Genomic DNA, 17,620 nt, shown 5'->3' with positions numbered 1-17,620 from the left:
CGACCTCCCTGTTCAGCCGCCGGCGAAGCCGACCGCGACGGTTGTCGGGTAGGTCCGGATCAGCTTTCGGTTGACGAGTTCCCGGATTCCGAGGTCGGACAGTTCACGGCCGTATCCGGAGCGTTTGATGCCGCCGAAGGGAAGTTCGGGACGGCTGGAGGTGGGATGGTTTATCCACACCATGCCGACATCGAGCCGTTCGGCGAGCCGGCCGGCCCGGTCGAGGTCCCGGCAAAAGATCGCCGCGCCCAGGCCGTACGGGTTGTCGTTGGCCAATGCGACCGCCTCGTCCTCGTTCGTCACCCGGTACACCACGGCCACCGGGCCGAACAGTTCCTCGTAGTAGGCGCGCATGCCGGGCCGTACGTCGGTGAGCACGGTGGCCTGGACAAACGCGCCCGGTCGGTCGAGGCGCCCGCCGCCCGAGACGAGCCGGGCGCCCTGCGCCACGGTGTCCCGAACCTGGCTGACGAGGGTCTCGGCAGCTTGCTCCGAGGAGAGCGGCGAGAGCGTCGTGGCCGGGTCCATCGGGTCTCCGGGAATGAGCGCGGCGAATCGCTGCCGCACCCCCTCCACGAACCGGTCGAAGAACCCCGTCATGACAATGAACCGCTTCGGGCTCACGCAGCTTTGGCCCATGTTCGACAGCCGGGCGGTGACCGCGGCGTCAATGGTGCGGTCGAGGTCTTCGGCGTCGAGCACGATGAACGGATCGCTCCCGCCGAGTTCGAGCACGGCCTTGACGATGTTGCGCCCGGCCTGCTCCGCCACGCTGGCGCCGGCGCGGTCGCTGCCCGTGAGCGAGACGCCGCGCACCAACGAGTTTTCGATGATCCGCCGGACGTTCCCGCCTGAGACGAACACGTTGATGTATCCGTCGGGCGGCACGCCCGCGTCGCGGAACAACCGTTCCAGCGCGAGCGCCGACTGGGGGCAGTTGCTGGCGTGTTTGAGCAGGATGGTGTTGCCGGCCGCCAGGTTCGGCGCGGCGAACCTGGCCACCTGATAGCACGGGTAGTTCCACGGCATGATCCCGAGGAGCGCGCCGAGTGGCCGACTGGCCACCACCGCCTGCCCCTCGTCCGCGGGCAGCGGCCGGTCGGCCAGGAAGTCGGGGCCCCGCTCGCCGTAGTACCGCATGATGTCGGCGGCGAGCCGCACCTCGTCCCGGCTTTCCGTGATGCGTTTGCCCATCTCCAGCGTCACGAGTTGGGCGAACTCGTCGAGGCGTTGCAGCATCAGCTCACCGGCCCGCCCCACGATCGCGGCGCGATCGGCGGGCGTCATCCGGCGCCAGCCGAGGAACGCCGCATGCGCCGCCCCGACAGCGAAGTCGACCGCCTCGTCCGACATCGCCGCGAACTCGCCCAGCACCTGGTTGTTGTAAGGGTTGACGCTGACAACCGACGATCGGGTTGCGGTCATCGCGCGGCTCCGTCCCACTGCGAACCGTCGGCCCGCTCGCGTTCGGCGAACCGTTGACCCAGTTGGCCGGAGCGAACCATGTGCACCGTTGATCCGACCACGTATGGCGCGTCGTGGTCTATTGGCAGTACTACCGATCCGGGCGGGGGCCGCGGCGGAGCGCTGGCGGATGGCCGACCACCGGGACGGGTAAGTTGCGGGATTACGCTGACCTGTGTGGATCAAGAAGAGCGGATCGCCCTGTTCCTCGACTACGAGAATCTGGCTCTGGGCGCGCGCGACCACCTCGGCGGCATGACGTTCGAGCTGCGGCCCATCGCGGACGCGCTCGCCGAGCGGGGACGGGTGGTCGTGCGCCGGGCGTACGCCGACTGGTCGTACTTCGACGAGGACCGGCGGATGCTGACCCGGTCGCACGTCGAGCTCATCGACATCCCGCAGCGCATGGGGGCTTCGCGCAAGAACGCCGCCGACATCAAGATGGCCGTGGACGCGCTGGAACTGGCCTTCGAGCGCGACTACATCTCCACGTTCGTGTTCGGCACCGGCGACAGCGACTTCACCCCGTTGGTCCACAAGCTTCGTGAGCTCAACAAGCGCGTCATCGGCGTGGGGGTCGAAAAGACAACGTCGGCGCTGCTGCCGCCCGCCTGCGACGAGTTCCTCTATTACGACCGCTTGGAGGGCGTCGAGATCCCACCCACCCGCACCCGACGCGGTCGTCCGGCCAGATCCCCGGAGGCGGAACCGCAGCCGAGGGAGCAGGAGCCAGAACCGCAGCCGGGGGCGGACGCGTCCACACGCGATGTGGACACCCTCGCCGTCCTCGTCGCCCAGACCGTGGCCGGTCTGCAACGCAACGCCAGTGGCGCGGTCACCGCCTCGACGATCAAGCGCACCCTGCTCCGGAAGGACCCGACCTTCAACGAGGCCGATTACGGGTTCCGTGCCTTCGGCGAACTCCTTCGCCACCTCGCCGACAAGAACGTGGTCGAACTGACCGACGGCCCCGCGAAGGGTGACCCCGACGTGACACTCCCGGAGCACGGCGACCGGGAAGCGGCCTTCGGTCTACTGCGCTCGGTGGTTCACGACCTGGCGGGCAACGACAGAGCGGTGGCGCTGTCCGGTCTCAAGAACCAGCTGCGCAAGGTACGGCCCGACTTCAGCGAGAAGAAGTTGGGCTACCGCAGCTTCCTGCAGTTCTGCCGGGCCGCGGCGACCAGTGGAGCCGTCGACCTGAAATGGAGCCCCGACACCGACGACTACCTGCTCACCGACACGCCCGTAACCGCATGACGATCGTCTCCCTGTAGGCGCCATCGGTGCCCCTGGCAGCGCGTTCTTCCAGCACATTGCCGGGCGGTAACCGTACTGATCACCACATCTGTGGCGTAATGCACCGTTGCCGCTCCGCGACGACCAGCGCGGTTGCAGCCTGGGAAATTTCAGCAGGTGATTGGCCGTCCATGCTAATGTGAGTGAGCGCTCACCCGATTGGAGTTGGCATGGAGATGGTGACGACGGCGGGGCTGACCCGCCGATTCGGCAAGCTGACGGCGGTCAAGCCCCTCACCGTGGACCTGCCGGCCGGCAAGGTGATCGGCTTGGTCGGGCCGAATGGGTCGGGCAAGTCGACGCTGATCCGGATGCTGTTGGGCCTGATGAGGCCCAGCGCGGGTGACGCGACTGTGCTGGGCGCACCGATCAGTGCTCCCCAGCGGTATCTCGGCCGGGTCGGGGCGCTGGTCGAGAACCCCGCCTTCGTCCCGGGTCTCTCGGCGCGGGCGAACCTGATGTCGCTGGCCCGCCTGCGGGGGCTTCCGAATACGCGGGTCGACGCGGTGCTTCACACCGTCGGCCTGACCGGCCGTGATCGTGAGCCGGTCAAGCGCTACTCGCTGGGCATGAAACAGCGGTTGGGCATCGCCGCGGCGCTGCTGCCCGATCCGGCACTGCTGATCCTCGACGAGCCCACCAACGGGCTGGACCCCTCCGGCATCGTCGAGATCCGCTCCCTGCTGGCGCAGCTCGGCACGGCCGGCCGTACAGTGCTGGTTTCCTCGCATCTGCTCAGCGAGATTGAAGCGATCTGCGAGCATCTCGTCGTGATCAGGTTCGGGGAACTGCTGTACAGCGGCCCGATCACCGGCCTGCTGACCTCCGCCGGCCAGCACGTCGACCTCCGCGCGGAACACGACGCCGACACCCTCAGACTCGTGCAGACCTTGCAGGCGCAGGGCTGGCAGGTGGCCAGCAACACCGACGGCGAGGTACGGGTCTCGGCCGGCGCGCAGGACGCCGCCCCGATCAACCGGGCCGCCCACGCCGCCGGCATCACTCTGCGCAGCCTGAGCGTCGCGCGGGATTCCCTGGAGGACGTGTTCCTCGCCATGACCGGCGACACCGACCAGCAGCTCATGGCCGGCCGCGCCACCGAAGCCCGACAAGGAGCCCTGTGATGGTGACCGACCTCGTCAACGCCGTCCGCAGCGAACTGGTCCGGACCCGCCGCAAGGGCCTCATCCTCGGCTGGCTCGGTCTCACCGTCCTCGCCGCCATCCTGATCAATATCGTGATGTTCCAAGTGGTCAAGTCGGGAGGCGCCGTACCCGCCAACGGGCCCGGCGTGAACTTCCCGTCGGCTGCGGACCTGGCCCGGCCCGAGGGCCTGGTCGCCGGGCTCGGGGCCGCGGCCAGCATGTTCGGGGTCATCACCCTGTCGTTCTGGGCGCTGGTCACGGCCACCGACTACCAGACCGGGCTCATTCGGCTGCTCGTCTCCGCGCAGCCGCGCCGGTGGCTGCTGCTGACCAGCAAGATCCTCGCGCTGGCGCTGTGGACAGCCGTGGTAACGACCGTTGCCGTCCTCACCAATCTGGTCGTCGCTCCCGCGGTCGCCGGCGGTTCCGGCATCGACGTCTCCGCCTGGCGCGAGAATGTGCCGGCGACCCTGGCCGAAGGCTGGCTCAATCTGTTCTGCGCCCTGGTGGTGTGGGGAGTATTCGGACTTGCCGTGGCGGTCGTGGCCCGCTCGAGCGCCGTCGCCATCTCCGTCGGGGTGGGCTACGTCCTGGTCGTGGAGTCGGTCATCCGCGCCGCGGCGGAGAGCGTTGGCGACCGGCTGCCGGGAAGCACCCTGTCCGCCCTGGCGCAGGGCGGCGACATGACCCTCGGCTACGGCAGCGCTCTGGCCCTGGGCGCCGCCTACACTCTCGTCAGCATCGGCATCGCCCAGGCCGTCTTCCACCGGCGCGACATCACCGATTGACAGCCGGCACCCAGAAAGATCGATGAGAAGGAGAGTCGGGACGTGGCCTCTCGTGGCGACGCGACGCGTGACAGGCTGCTCGACGCAACCATCCAGCTCGTCCGGGACGTCGGCTACGCCCAGACGACCACCCGTGCCATCGCCCAAGCCGCGGGGGTCGCGGAAGGCACGCTCTACCGGCACTACCCCGACAAGGCCGGTCTGTTCGCCGCCGCGGTCGGCCGGCAGAGCGCCCCGGTCACCGCATGGGCCCGCGACCTGCCCGCCCGGGCCGGAGCCGGCACCGTCGCCGGCAACCTGACCGACTGCCTGACCCGGCTGGCCACGCTCCGAACCGACATTGTGCCGTTCGAGCTGGCCATGCTCACCGATCCGGATCTCGGCCGCGCGGCCGCCGCGGCGCGCACGGCCGAGCCCGGCCCGCCCGAGTTCCTCACGCAGTATCTACAGGCCGAGCAACACCTGGGCCGGATCCGCGCCGACCTCGACCCAGCCAAGATCGCCGTGGTGCTGCTCGCCACGCTCTTCGGCCTCGCCGTGCCGTCGCAGCGAACCACCGATGCGCTCGGCGGCAGCTGGCCCGACATCACCGACGCCGTCCACATCCTCATCGACGGCATCGGCACCCCCGCGCGCCCAGACGACACAGCCCGGCCAGCCGCCGATCATCGGTGACGGTCTCATCACCGGAGGAGATCTCCGCGCCGCCGGGTTTCGTCGCAGCCCTGTGATGGGTAACGTCGAGTGCCGCTCGGCCGATGAGGTCGAGCGGTGGATTGATTCGTACCCGAAGGACTGCCTGGCCATGAGTGAGCTGACCGCGCAGCTTGACCTGCCCCTCGGCGTGGACGCGCCGGCGGCCGCGCGACGTGTGGTCACCGCCGTGCTGACCAGCTGGGGCTTCCGGGAGGAACACTGGCTGGAGGCGACGCAGGTCGTGGTCAGCGAGCTGGTTACCAACGCGGTGCGGCACGGCGGCGGAGCGGTCGCGGTCAGCATCGAGACGCACCAAGAGCAGGTGACACTGGCCGTGGCCGACGGCTCGTCGGTGGTACCCCGCCGCCGCGACCCCGATGAGGCCGGCGGGCGCGGCGTGGCCGTGATCGAGGCGCTGTCCAGCGCCTGGGGCGTACGCGATCATCAAGGCGGAAAACAGGTATGGGTGCAGTTGAGAACGTATCCCGGGCCGTTGCCTGCCCACCCCGGAACCGATCGGACCGATGCCGCATGAACGTCAGCAGGCACGACGACGGCGCCGGCGCAGTCCGGTTGGCGCTGGCGGGCGAACTGGAGCTGAGCACCGTCGACCAGCTTCGCGAGCACGTCACGCGCGAGTTCGGCACCGTCCAGCGACCCCAACAGCTGGTGATCGACATGGCCGCGGTGACGTTCTGCGACTCCACCGGCCTGGCCGCCCTGATCGATGCCCGGGCTACCGCCGCGGACCACCACGCCGACTTCTCGGTGATCAACCCGAGCCGGATGACCCGGACGATCATGCAGGTGACGGGCCTGTTGGAGCTCTTGACGGGCGCCGACGAGCCCTGCCCGCTGTAGCTCAACGAGCGTGGCGGCATCGCGACAGCGGCGACGGGGTACAGAGGCGGTATGCGCAGGTGGGCGAGGGGCGTACGCCAGTTCGTGGCGGGCCCACTGCACGGCCGGGACCTGGCCCTGCACGCCGGCGCGGTGACGTTCTACGGCGGCATCGCGGTCGTGCCGGTCGCGTTGTTGGCGATCTGGCTCACCGGCCTCGCGGCCGGTGCCGGCCAGGTCCGGCGGCTCACCGGGCACACGATCGCCGCCCTGCCCGACGAGATCGGCGCGCCGCGGGCGCTGTCCGCGCTCGTCGACGCGGGCCTGCACCTGACCCCGCCGCTGGCCCTGGCCAGCCTGCTGCCCGCCACCCTGTACGGCGAGGGGCTGCGCCGCGCGTTCGTCTCGTTGCGCGCGCCCGGGGAGCCGCTGGTCGGCTGGCGTGGCCGTCTGCTCTGGCTGCCGCTGCTGGCCGCGACCCCGGCCCTGCTGCTGGCCATGTTGCTGGCCCTGCCAGTGACCAGTGGGCTGTGGCTGCGCGGCGGCTGGTACGCAGTCGTCGGGGTGGTGCTGTCCTTCCTCGCCGCCTGGCTCGTGCTGACCCCCGTGGTGATCTGGGTGTACCGCGGCATCGCGCCCGGACGGCCGCGGTGGCTCGCGACCGTACTGGTGGGCTCGTTTACGGCCGCGAACCTGTCCGGATTCCTGCACGGCTTCGTGCTCTTCTGTTCGCTGCCGCTGGACCTCGGCGTCCCGTTCGGCGGGTTCACCGGGATCGGTGCCGGGGTGGCCGTCGCCCTGTGGCTGTACCTCTTCCACGTCATCGTGCTGGCGGGTTACGCGGCGACGCAGAGCGCGAGCGCGTACCAGGGCTCTCGACACCAACGAAGGTCCGCCGCCGCGGGCGTCCGGTCCCGGACGCCCGGCCGGTGCCGTACCGGCGGCAGCGGCCGCATCGCAGGCCCCGAGCCCAGCAGTTCCCGCGGCCACGCAGCCGGAGAGGGCAGCTAGCCTCGGGGCCCTTCGGCGGCTACTGGGATCCCATTCAGGTGGTAACGGTCTTGCTCAGCCTGCGGCCCGATTGCTCGCAGACCTCTGCGGGCCCGGGAGATCGCGTGCAAGATGACGTGGATGGGGTTCCGCCGTGTCCAGCACACCCGGATCAAGGTGGAAACCGCGGGCAACCGCGTGAGCCTGCATCCGCCGCGCGACCTCCCCGGCCCGCGGGAATTCAGCAGAGAGAATTCTCGTGGCCGCGCAGCCGCCGGTGGCAGGCCCATCAAGGTGACGCGGTCAGGCCACATCGCGGTCGCGGTACGCGCGGGGAAGCCGCTCGCGCGGGGCGCCCGCGACGACGCGGTTGCGTCCTGCGCGCTTGGCCGCGTACAGATTGCGGTCGGCGACACCGAGCGTGGCGGACTGCGTAGGGGGCGAGACCTCGCCGGTTGCGGCCACGCCGATGCTGACGGTCACCGGCAGTGCGCCGGTGATGTCGTGCCAGTCGTGGGTCTCGATGGCCTGCCGGATGCCGTCGAGAGTGGTGGTCGCGGAAGGGACCGGAGTGGCGGGCAGCACGAGCAGGAACTCCTCCCCGCCGAGGCGGGCGACGAACCCGCCTGGCGCGGCGGCGGCCAGGCCGTCTTCCAGCAGCTTCGCGACCTGCACGAGCACCTGGTCTCCGGTGTCGTGCGACAGGGTGTCATTGATCCGTTTGAAGTAGTCGATGTCGGCGATCGCCAAGCTCAGACCGGAGTCACCGGCGATCAGGGCAGGTAGCTCCTCGTCGACGTAGCGCCGGTTGCGCAGCCCGGTCAGCGGGTCGCGGCGGGCCTGCTCGCGGAACCGTTCGGCCTCTTCGCGGGCTTCGCTGGTCTCGAACATCGCCTGCCGGGCCTGGGCCTGGGCCTCGCGTTCCCGCGACTGCAGGCTCTTCTGAGCGGCGACAAAGGTCTTGTGTATCGCAAACGCCTCGGCGAATTCGCCGCGGGCGGCGTGCAGGTCGGCCTGCTCCTCGTGCACCTGGACCAGGATGGCGTGCAGTCCGAGTTCGACGCACACCTCACGGCAGGCGTCCAGGCTCTGCTGGGCCCCGACGACATCACCAAGTCCGCGCCGGGCACGCGCCAGGGTCAGCCGGTAACTGGCCACGTCGGCGACGTGCTCGACGAAACCGGCCTCGTACCGGGCGATGCACGTCAGCATCGCCTGCTCGGCCGCAGCGTATTCACCGTTGGCCGCCTGGACTTCACCCACGGTGTGCAGCGTCGGCGGATCGAGCTCCAAGCCATGGACGTCGGCGTGCTGGAGCATCCGGCCGATGACCTCGCCGGCTCCGGCGAGGTCACCGCAATCGTGCTCGTAGTAGGCCCAGTTGTTCAGCAGGATCCGCAACAGCTCCCATTGCTGCGTCTTGCGGGCCAGGTCCTCGGCCTGCCGGTAGCGCAGCCGCGCCGCGTCGATGGCGCCGGTTTCGGCCAGGGCGTCGGCCAGCCTCACGCGATGCCAGATCTGCGTGAATACGGTGGCGGTTTCGTCCAGCAGTTCGACCGCGCTGAGCGAGTGTTCCAGGCGCTTGGCCGCGTCACCGGAGTACTGGTGAACCGACGCGCACGCCGCATGGGCGCGGGCCTCCAACAGGCGGTCGCCGCGCTCGGCGGCCCATCGCTGGACGTCGTACATCTCCCGGGCGACACCGGTGAGCTCGCCGGTCCGCAGGCCCATCCGCGCCCGGCACAGACGGGCACGCATGACCAGACTCTCGTCGCCCAACGCCGTGGCCTGCCGTTGAAGCTCCACCGCGTCAGCGAGGCCGGCCACGGCCTCCGAGACGAACTGCTCCTCCATCGCCAGCAGGGCAGCCGACAACGCCTCGGCAACCAGCGCGTCACCGTCCATCGGTCCCACCCCCTGTCTCCTACGCCTCGGCCCGGCACGGGCCGTTTCGTCTTCCTGTCCATCGGCCCCGGCCCGGGCAGCGCTGAGCCGCTGAACGGCTCCACCGGCGTCTTCTCAGGCAACATTCAGGCTTCGAGGCCCGGCCTCAGACCGCAGGCCCGGTGACCTTCGGCCACAGTCGTGGTGTGCACGCCCGGATCTTCGGCCACGCTCCAAGGGTCAGCACCAGGGCGTCCAGGCCAACGACCTGTCCCCCGGCCAGTCACATCAGCCTGACGTTTCCATGCCGACAACGGTGGCCGAGCATGCGTAGGGTGGCTTCGGCGAGCTGATCGACGGCTGTCTGGTCGATCGCTTCGGGATCGTCCTGGCGGACGCGGAGCAGTAGCAGGCCGCCGATCACGGCGCTGAGCGCGATGACATCGAACACTCGACCTCTGACGGCGAGGGCCCGCAGCTTCCTCGCGCAGACGCTTGTTTGCTGGCATGGTGATTCACCATGGCAGGCGTTGAGCCGTCCAGCGGTGAGCCGGCTGACCGCGGCGACCGGGCCGGGACGCCGGGGTTGATGGCTGAGCGGGTTCCACCTGTGCTGGTCTTTCGGTGGGCGATGGCCGGCGCGGCGGGTGTGCTCGTGGTGTTGGCGGCGGCGTACGGGCTGTATTCGGTCCGCGGCATCCTGATGTTGGTTGTCGTCGGCCTCTTCGTGGCGGTCAGTTTGGACCCGGCGGTGCGGTGGCTGGTGGCTCGCGGGCTTCGCCGCTCGTTCGCGGTGTCGATCGTGGTTCTCGGGCTGGTGGCGTTGTTTGGCCTGTTCGTCTGGTCGTTCGTGCCCCCGCTGGTGGAGCAGACCGGGCGCCTGTCGGCGGATCTGCCCGGCTATCTGACCCGGCTGTCGGAGCAGTCGCGCACGGTCCGGGAGGTGACCGATCGATTTCACCTGACCGACCGCTTAGCGGGCCTGATGGGCAATCTGCCGGCTCGGCTGGCCGGCGGCGCGGTCGGCTACGTGCAGAAGTCTCTCGGTGTACTGGCCTCGTCGTTGACGGTGCTGGTGCTGTCGGTGTACTTCATGGCCGACATGCCGCGTCTCCAGCAGGGCGTCGTGGGACTGTTCGCGGCCCGGCACCGTCCGGTGGTCGCCAGGATCGTCGATGTGGTCGTCGACAAGGTGGGCGGCTACATGACCGGAAACATCGCCATCTCGATGCTCGCCGGTGCGTCGGCGTTCGTCTGCTTGGAACTGGTCGGGGTGCCGTTCGCGTTGCCGTTGGCCGTGGCGGTGGCCATCGCCGATCTGATTCCGATGATCGGAGCCACGCTGGGCGCCGTGATCTGCCTGCTCGTCTCGGTGCTGACCGTGGGGATCTGGCCCCGCAGTGTGATCGTGCTGGCCTTCTTCGTCGTCTACCAGCAGGTGGAGAACTACCTGATCGCTCCTCGGGTGATGCGCAGCACGGTGAACATGTCGTCGGTCGCGGTGCTGCTGGCCGCGCTGACCGGCGGGGCGGTGCTCGGCGTGGTCGGCGCGATCATGGCAGTCCCGGTCGCGGCGACCATCAAGCTCGTCATGACGCCCCGGCTCGCCGCGATGCACGGGGAACAGCCGCGCGAAGCCGTGCAGCGACCGGACGCCGCCACGCCGTAGTGATCCGGCCCAGGCTTGCCGACGCGCTCCCGGCCCCGGATCCGCCCCCGCACGGCGGCGAGGGACCGACCTGGTCCAGCGGTGCAGGCCGTGCGACCCCGGCTCGGTCCGTGATGTTGAGTCACTGCGTAGCCGGATCGCTCACCTCGTGCTGTGCCTGGTCGGGGGTGCTGTGGTGTGAAGCGCTGCCTGACTGGGCCAAATTCATTGCATGGATCTCTGTGGTCAGCCGCAGGATCTGGTTCGAGAGGCGCAGCAGGTCCTCGTTCTGCTGCTCTTCCTGCCGTACGGTCTGCCACTGGGCGTCGGCCAGCACCTGCCGCTTCTCGTCGGCCCGGTTCTGGCTGATCATCACGAACGTGGAGAGGAAGATCGCCTCCAGGGACACGATCATGGTGAGCAGGCCGTACGGATATCCCTCGATCCGCAGGCCGATCCAGGCGGCGAACCAGATGACGTGCAGGTACACGAACTTCATCGAGCCGGCGAAGGCCGTGATGCGGTCCGCGACCCTGTTCTCCGCGCTCTGCCTGCGCTCCTGAGCGTGTAACAACAGAGCCGGGTGGGCCGGTAGCGCTGGTGGCCGTTTCACGGCTCTTCCGTTCGCGGGGCCTTGCCGCACGTACGCCCTGGGATGGGGGAGGTCTGAGACGCTCCTTCGGGTGCACCGGCTCCCGGCGGCAACAAGACCTGCCGTGCGTGCGGCCGGATCTCGCACACGATGGGCAGATCGAGCAGGACGGACTCGCCGTCGATGCCGGCGGGCAGCCGGTCGGCCGTTCCGTGCAGCGTGATGCGGGTGGCCGTCCAGGCGATCACGCCTTCCCCGGGCGGCCCGGCATGGCCTTGCCGGGCCAGTTCGCGCCGCAGGCGTGGCAACAGATCCGGCGGCGGTGCCCCGGCCGGTCGCTTGACCACGATGCCGCCGAGCTCACCGCCGTCCAGGGCGAAGCGGTACCCGAAATCGCGCAGGGCCGACACCTGGTACGGATTGTTGGAAACCAGAACGACCTGGGGGCACTCGACGGCGCCCTGCGGGGTGTCGACCGTGGCACTGACGTGCTGCTGCCCGGCCAGGTATCCGGGGACGACCTCGGCGAAGGTACGCGCCTTCGCCTGCCGGTAGTCGGGTGTCAGCAGGGCCTGCGCATACGGGCCGAACGAGACGTTGTTGACGAACACTCGGGAGCCGACCTGTCCCAGATCGACGCGGGCCAGATTCTGTGCCCGCAAGGCGCTCAGCGCCGATGCCGGGTTGCTGATGTCCAGGCCGAGATCCCGGGCGAAGTGGTTGCGGGTGCCGGCGGGGATCACCACCAGCGGCACCTGTGCCTGGCTGGCCACGGCGGCGACCGCCGAGACCGTGCCGTCGCCGCCGGCGACCCCCAGAACGGCGGCCCCGTCGGCGACGGCGGCCTCGGCCAGCGCCGCCGGGTCCTCGTCCGGGCTGGTCAGCCTCACCTGCGCGCCTGCCGCCGTGGCGCCTTCCACGAGCCGGAACCGTGCCACCTTTCCACCGCCCGAACGGGGATTCATCACCAGCACCGCCCGGCCGTCGGCCGGGGGCCTATCGGCGTCCGGCATGACGATCACCTCCGTCTGCGGAACTCGCGGCCGAACCATCGCGAGGTCGGCCGGTTCACCGGATCTGGGAACGCGTGCGATTGCGCGGTCACCTGACCGCCCCGCGTTTCAGATTCGGCACGCCGGGCGCACAAACAACAGGGACCTTGGACCCGGGAACGCACGTCCTTCGTACCGATCAGCGGTGCGCTGCCCGGCCCCCACCCGGACGGTTTGCGCGGGGGTCGGGTCGGTCGGCCGGGCCCGGCTTGCCGGGCCGCTCTGCAGCAGCACGTGGAAGACGGCGGTAGTGGACGATGCGCTCGCCTCCTCGACCGGTGACCTACGGCGGGGACCTCCGACAGCGAACGTCAGGCCGAAAGCCTCTGCCCGCGTACCACGCCGGAGTGCTGATTCTAAATAGGAGAGTCACCGGGTGAAAGGCGACCACTTGGCACGGGCTTCCGGGTGCAACGCCGACCCGGCAACGCGGTCGAACAATCCGGTCCAGCTTCAGGAGCACCCGGCGCCGGTCGGTCCTGTTCCGGTCGGCGGTCGGGGTCGACCAGGGAGGAATGATGGAGTTCTCGGAACGACTCGACGCGCTCCAGCAGCGCGTCGCGGCGGCGAAGGCCGACGTGCAGGCCGCTGCCACCGAGTCCCGTGCACAGATCGGGAAGCGAATCGACCAGGCTCAGGGGGATCTCGACCGGGCCGTGAAGGACGCACAGCAGCAGGCCGAACAGGCCGCGGACCAGGCACGGTCCAAGTGGGCACAGTTCCGAGCCGACGCTGCGACCAAGATGGAGGACACCAAGGCGAAGATCGACAAGCGGAACCGGCAGATGGACGCCAAGATGGCCGCCCGCGAGGCCGAGTGGGCCGGCGCGGACGCGGCCGACGCGATCGACTTCGCCGAATGGGCGGTGGACAACGCCGAGCTGGCAATCCTGGACGCGATCGACGCCCGGGCGTACGCCGACGAGCGCGCCAAGGCAGCCGGCAGCTGACCCTGCCTCCCGACCCGGGTGGGCCTGGGCGGATTACCCCACACCACAGACGAGGACGGACTTGAGCGGCCGCACGGCGGGCCCGCACGCAACGGACCGGGCCCCCGCGCGGCGGCAGGAGGTTGTGATGACAAGCGATGTGAAGACAGGCGACGTGGCCGCGCACGCCGCACGCACCGGCATCCGGGAGGTGACAGCCGCCTGGTGGTGGTTCCTGATCCTGGGGGTTCTGTGGACCGGCGTGGGCATGGTCGTGCTGTCCTACCGGCCGGGCAGCCTGACCGTCGTCGCGGTGCTGGTAGGCGCGGCCTTGCTGTTCGGTGGCGTTGCGCAACTGGTCGTCGCCAGCCGGGTCCGCAGTTGGCGCTGGCTGTACCTGGTGATGGGCACCATGGGCGTGCTCGCCGGCATCCTGACGCTGGCCTGGCCGGACATCACGCTGTACATCGTGTCGATCCTGGTGGCCTGGTACCTGGTCTTCTACGGTGTCTTCCATGTGATCAGCGCCCTGGCCGGCCCGAAGCTGCCATGGTGGTGGACCGGGCTGCTGCTGGGCATCGCCGAACTCGTGCTCGGCGTGTGGTCGGTCCACTCCTGGCAACGATCGCTGTTCACGCTGGTGACCCTGGTGGGAGCGTGGGCCATCGTTCATGGCGTCAACGAGATCTTCGCCGCGTTCACCCTGCGCCAGGCTGGCCACGACGCGCAGCGCGCCCTCGAGGGAGGACGCTGACGGCACGTATGCGGTCGGGGTGCCGGTCTTGGCGCCATAGCTGCCAAGACCGGCCTGCCTCACCCGATCCGCCTACGCCCCGGCGGGCTGTGGGGCTTTGGCGAACTCGTGCACGATGCGCTCGCAGAACGCTGGCAGGTCGTCGGGTGACCGGCTCGTGGTGATGTTGCCGTCGGTGACGACCGGCTCGTCGACCACCTCGGCCCCGGCGTTGCGCAGGTCGGTGCGCACGCTCGGCCACGAGGTCAGCCGGCGGCCGCGCGCGACATCGGCCTCGACGAAGTTCCATGGGCCGTGGCAGATCGAGGCGACCGGCTTGCCCGACTGGACGAAGTCCCGGACGAACCGCACCGCGGCCGGTTCCATCCGCAACTTGTCGGGATTCACCGTCCCGCCCGGCAGCAGCAGCGCCTCGTAATCGTCGACCGACACCGCGCCGACCAGCTGGTCGACCGGGAAGGTGCCCGCGTCCTCGAGGTCATGGTCGCGGGCCTGGATCTCACCGCTTCCGATGGAGACGACGACGGTGCGGGCACCGGCCTCCTCCAGCGCCTGCCGCGGCCGCTCCAGTTCGACTCGCTCCACCCCGTCGGCGGCGAGGATGGCGATCCGGCGCCCGTTCAGCTCTCCAGCCATGTCAGGCACCCGCCCCCGCCATCGCCGGGTGCAGGACGACCTTCGTCCAGCCGTCGTCGCGCTTGTCGAAGTGCTCGTAGGCCTCCGGCGCACGGTCGAGGGGCAGCTCGTGGCTGACGATGAACGACGGCTCGGCCTTGCCCGCGGCGATCAGGTCGCGCAGTTGCCGGTTGTACCTCTTGACCGGGGCCTGGCCGGTGCCGATGTGCTGGCCCTTGAACCAGAGCATGCCGTAGTCCAAGGCGAGCTTGCCCTGCTTGGCCAGCTCGTCGCTGGCCCCGGGGTCCTGGGGCACGAAGACGCCGACAACGCCGATCTGCCCGGTGAAGCGCACCGAGGCGACCAGCCGGTTCATCGTCAGGTTGGCCTGCTCATGGCCGTCGGGATCGTGCGCCTGGTAGCCGACGCACTCGCAGCCGTTGTCCGCGCCCAGCCCCATGGTCTCGTCCAGAACGGCCTGCACCGGATCCACCTTCGAGTCGTCGATGGCGAGCGCGCCGATCGACTCGGCCAGCCGCAGCCGGTCGGGGTGCCGGTCGACGACCATCACCTTGCTCGCCCCTCGGATGGTCGCCGAGAGGGCGGCCATCAGACCGACCGGGCCCGCGCCGTAGATGACCGTCTGGTCGCCGGGCTTGACGCCCGCCATTTCGGTGGCGTGGTAACCGGTCGGGAAGATGTCGGCCAGCATCACGTAGTCGGTCTGGCGCTGCTCGGCGTCCTCACCCAGCCGCAGGCAGTTGAAGTCGCCCCAGGGCACCCGCAGCAGCTCGGCCTGTCCGCCGCCGTACGGGCCCATGTCGGCAAAGCCGTACGCGGCACCGGCCATCTTCGGCTCCGGCTGGGCGGTCAGGCAGTAGTTCGTCAGCTGACGCTCGCAGTTCTTGCAGTGCCCGCACGAGATGTTGAACGGCAGGACGACCCAATCACCCACCTGCACCTTGTCGACCCCGTCGCCGATCTCGACCACCTGACCCATGTTCTCGTGACCGAACCAGCGGCCGGGCTCGAAGTCGGTCCGGCCCTCGTACATGTGCAGGTCCGAGCCGCAGATGTTCGCCGACGTGATCCGCACCAGGACGTCGGTCGGCCGCTCGATCCGCGCGTCCGGCACATCCTTGACACTGACCTGCCGCGGCCCCTCATAAACCACTGCCTTCACGGTTACCTCCTAGTCGCCGATACCTCCGTACCGGATCGCGCTTTCCGGACGCCGCCCGCTGGTCCCGGTACGCGGCCCCTCCAGGGCCGAATACCCGTGGGAAGACACCTGAACCCATAGCCGGCCGGTCCGCCCGCGACCGGTGTCCGTTCGGTCGCGCGTCGGCGCCCGCGACGCATACACCGCACGCGGTGGGGCTACCCGTCCCTCTCGTCCTTCCAGCCACCGGGTTCGGGGTGGTAGCCGTAGGCGGCGGCCCGCACGGTCTCCTCGTCCTCCAGCCCGGAGCCGATCGCTCCGCCGACGGTGGCCAGTGAGCTGATGATCCAGGCGAGGGTCAGGTAGTCGGTGAAATCGACCGGCCGCCGCAGTTCCTGTTCCAGCACGGATGTGTCGATCAGCAGCGCCTCGGCGAGCACCGTCCCGATAAACAGCACCACGTAGGACACCGCCGTGGCCAGGGAGAGGGTGAGGATCGTCCCCAGGTTGAACATCCGGGCCAGCTCAGCCGGTGTCTCCCGGTCCGGCTTCTCCCACAGGTCGTGCGCGACGATCAGCCAGGCCACCAACGCGGTCAGCCCGAGCACCATGATTACGGTGAGCCGGAGTCCACCGAGCGCATCGCCCACACTCCAGATGGTGGAGTTCGTGAGCGCGAACGCGGCCGTGCCGAATGCGCCGACCAGCAGCTTGGACAGCCCTAGCAGGGCGCGCCCTGGGCGGTTGGCCTTGACCATGCCGGTCAACAGCCGCACCCGGCCGATCAGCCGCGAGGCGACGTAGCGCAGTTCCCCGGCGTCGCCCTTACCGACCGTCCGGCGGATGGCGGCAACCCGCCTTGCCAGCTCGGCCGGTGCCCGGCCGGCCGGTGGCAGCCGCTCGTCGGAGGCGTCAGCGAGCAGCCGGCCCACGAGATCCGGGACGACCGCGCGCACCGCGCGTAGCTGGCGCAGTCCCAGCGCGGGCAGGGACACCATCGCGACTCGGCGCCGGGCGGAGGTCTGCGCGACCAACGGCACCCGCTCGGTGTGCAGCGGCAGGTCGGTCAGGCAGATCGCGACGTCCCACCGTTCGTCGGTGCGCCGTCGGGCGAGATCGTCGAGTAGCGCCTCAGCGCCGCCGTCGCGGCGCGGCGCCACCTCACCCCAGCCGTTTCGGACGGTCCACCGCACGTCCGCGTGCACCCGCTCCGCGAGCCGGCCCGCCAACTCGGCCGTGAGTCGCACGGCCACCAGCGCCGGGTAGTCCGGCGGGGTTGCCACCAGTCCGACGACGATCTCCGGGGTCTCGGTGGGCCGCTCGTCACTCATGGGTCGTTCCGGAGCGCCTGGTCCACCCATTGACGCAGCACCCGTGCCGGCGCCGCCCCGCTCTGCCGGGCCTTGATCTGACCGTCTCTCATCAGCAGCAGCGTGGGCACGGCCTGCACGGAGAACCGCTCGGACAGCTTCGGCGCCTTGTCCACGTCGACCTTGACCAGCTTGACCTTCCCGGCCAGCTCTCGCGCCACCTGCTCCAGCGCCGGGCTCACCTGGCGGCACGGGCCGCACCACGTCGCCCACAGGTCCACCAGGACCATCACCTGCGCCCGCTCGGCCACATCACCGAAGTCGTCGTCGCCGGCGTCGACCACCCAGGGCAACGGCTGGTGGCAGTTGCCGCAGCGCGGCGTCCCGTCGGCCACGGCCGGGACACGGTTCCTGCGGTGGCAGTTGGGGCACTCGACGACACGGTTCTGCAC

At 69.8% G+C, this 17,620-nt stretch carries 19 protein-coding genes; 10 read left to right on the top strand and 9 right to left on the bottom strand.

The window, feature by feature from the left end; translation table 11 throughout:
• Positions 1–12 precede the first annotated feature (12 nt).
• Positions 13–1,710 (bottom strand): NAD-dependent succinate-semialdehyde dehydrogenase, encoded by a 1,698-nt coding sequence (locus EV385_RS14745; protein WP_242624884.1) that lies wholly within the window; start codon positions 1,708–1,710, stop codon positions 13–15.
• Here EV385_RS14745 and EV385_RS14740 point away from each other — a divergent pair.
• The 7 genes from EV385_RS14740 (at position 1,642) to EV385_RS14710 (ending at position 7,243) form a co-directional block, all read left to right on the top strand.
• Positions 1,642–2,724, top strand: a complete 1,083-nt coding sequence (locus EV385_RS14740) for a PIN domain-containing protein (protein WP_130509995.1) — start codon at positions 1,642–1,644, stop codon at positions 2,722–2,724. The two genes, EV385_RS14745 and EV385_RS14740, sit on opposite strands and share 69 nt — an antisense overlap.
• A gap of 209 nt (positions 2,725–2,933) precedes the next feature.
• Positions 2,934–3,887 carry an ABC transporter ATP-binding protein gene (locus EV385_RS14735; RefSeq protein WP_207229831.1) on the top strand — a complete coding sequence of 318 codons (954 nt, stop codon included), beginning with the start codon at positions 2,934–2,936 and terminating at the stop codon, positions 3,885–3,887.
• Positions 3,887–4,696, top strand: a complete 810-nt coding sequence (locus EV385_RS14730; protein ID WP_130509994.1) for a hypothetical protein — start codon at positions 3,887–3,889, stop codon at positions 4,694–4,696. The genes EV385_RS14735 and EV385_RS14730 overlap by 1 nt, the downstream gene beginning before the upstream one ends.
• A gap of 42 nt (positions 4,697–4,738) precedes the next feature.
• Positions 4,739–5,371 (top strand): TetR/AcrR family transcriptional regulator, encoded by a 633-nt coding sequence (locus EV385_RS14725; protein WP_130509993.1) that lies wholly within the window; start codon positions 4,739–4,741, stop codon positions 5,369–5,371.
• Between the two features lie 130 nt (positions 5,372–5,501).
• Positions 5,502–5,927, top strand: a complete 426-nt coding sequence (locus EV385_RS14720; RefSeq protein ID WP_130509992.1) for an ATP-binding protein — start codon at positions 5,502–5,504, stop codon at positions 5,925–5,927.
• Entirely contained in the window at positions 5,924–6,253 is a 330-nt protein-coding gene (locus EV385_RS14715; protein ID WP_165449478.1) for an STAS domain-containing protein, read from the top strand. The genes EV385_RS14720 and EV385_RS14715 overlap by 4 nt, the downstream gene beginning before the upstream one ends.
• A gap of 51 nt (positions 6,254–6,304) precedes the next feature.
• The gene (locus EV385_RS14710) at positions 6,305–7,243 is read left to right on the top strand and encodes a YhjD/YihY/BrkB family envelope integrity protein (protein ID WP_130509990.1); all 939 of its coding nucleotides are present in this window, start codon (positions 6,305–6,307) and stop codon (positions 7,241–7,243) included.
• A 282-nt stretch (positions 7,244–7,525) separates the two neighbouring features.
• On the opposite strand, the gene EV385_RS14705 is transcribed toward EV385_RS14710, so the two are convergent.
• Together EV385_RS14705 and EV385_RS33900 are read right to left on the bottom strand one after the other, a co-directional pair.
• Positions 7,526–9,127, bottom strand: a complete 1,602-nt coding sequence (locus EV385_RS14705) for a GGDEF domain-containing protein (protein ID WP_130509989.1) — start codon at positions 9,125–9,127, stop codon at positions 7,526–7,528.
• 262 nt (positions 9,128–9,389) lie between these two features.
• On the bottom strand, positions 9,390–9,557 hold the full coding sequence (locus EV385_RS33900; protein WP_165449477.1) for a hypothetical protein: 168 nt from the start codon (positions 9,555–9,557) through the stop codon (positions 9,390–9,392).
• Between the two features lie 159 nt (positions 9,558–9,716).
• Here EV385_RS33900 and EV385_RS14700 point away from each other — a divergent pair, with 159 nt between their 5' ends.
• Positions 9,717–10,775, top strand: a complete 1,059-nt coding sequence (locus EV385_RS14700) for an AI-2E family transporter (RefSeq protein ID WP_242624883.1) — start codon at positions 9,717–9,719, stop codon at positions 10,773–10,775.
• Positions 10,776–10,896: 121 nt separating this feature from the next.
• Here EV385_RS14700 and EV385_RS14695 read toward each other — a convergent pair whose 3' ends face one another.
• Entirely contained in the window at positions 10,897–11,367 is a 471-nt protein-coding gene (locus EV385_RS14695) for a DUF1003 domain-containing protein (RefSeq protein ID WP_130509988.1), read from the bottom strand.
• Entirely contained in the window at positions 11,364–12,359 is a 996-nt protein-coding gene (locus EV385_RS14690; protein WP_130509987.1) for a diacylglycerol/lipid kinase family protein, read from the bottom strand. The genes EV385_RS14695 and EV385_RS14690 overlap by 4 nt, the downstream gene beginning before the upstream one ends.
• Positions 12,360–12,916: 557 nt before the next feature.
• Between EV385_RS14690 and EV385_RS14685 the strand changes: the two genes are divergently transcribed.
• Together EV385_RS14685 and EV385_RS14680 are read left to right on the top strand one after the other, a co-directional pair.
• Positions 12,917–13,348, top strand: a complete 432-nt coding sequence (locus EV385_RS14685; RefSeq protein ID WP_130509986.1) for a hypothetical protein — start codon at positions 12,917–12,919, stop codon at positions 13,346–13,348.
• A gap of 154 nt (positions 13,349–13,502) precedes the next feature.
• Positions 13,503–14,081, top strand: a complete 579-nt coding sequence (locus tag EV385_RS14680) for an HdeD family acid-resistance protein (protein ID WP_242624882.1) — start codon at positions 13,503–13,505, stop codon at positions 14,079–14,081.
• Between the two features lie 72 nt (positions 14,082–14,153).
• On the opposite strand, the gene EV385_RS14675 is transcribed toward EV385_RS14680, so the two are convergent.
• The 4 genes from EV385_RS14675 to trxA all read right to left on the bottom strand — a co-directional run bounded on the left by EV385_RS14675 (position 14,154) and on the right by trxA (position 17,620).
• Positions 14,154–14,717 carry a type 1 glutamine amidotransferase domain-containing protein gene (locus tag EV385_RS14675; protein ID WP_130509985.1) on the bottom strand — a complete coding sequence of 188 codons (564 nt, stop codon included), beginning with the start codon at positions 14,715–14,717 and terminating at the stop codon, positions 14,154–14,156.
• Between the two features lies 1 nt (position 14,718).
• Complete coding sequence (locus EV385_RS14670; RefSeq protein WP_130509984.1) at positions 14,719–15,879, bottom strand: glutathione-independent formaldehyde dehydrogenase; 1,161 nt, start codon at positions 15,877–15,879, stop codon at positions 14,719–14,721.
• 197 nt (positions 15,880–16,076) lie between these two features.
• On the bottom strand, positions 16,077–17,189 hold the full coding sequence (locus EV385_RS14665) for a hypothetical protein (RefSeq protein WP_130509983.1): 1,113 nt from the start codon (positions 17,187–17,189) through the stop codon (positions 16,077–16,079).
• Positions 17,186–17,620, bottom strand: coding sequence for a thioredoxin (trxA, locus tag EV385_RS14660; RefSeq protein WP_130509982.1), 435 nt, complete (start codon positions 17,618–17,620; stop codon positions 17,186–17,188). Before trxA ends, EV385_RS14665 begins: the two co-directional genes overlap by 4 nt.

Source organism: Krasilnikovia cinnamomea, from assembly GCF_004217545.1.
Taxonomy (GTDB): domain Bacteria; phylum Actinomycetota; class Actinomycetes; order Mycobacteriales; family Micromonosporaceae; genus Actinoplanes; species Actinoplanes cinnamomeus.
This window is presented reverse-complemented; position numbering and strand designations above follow the sequence as displayed.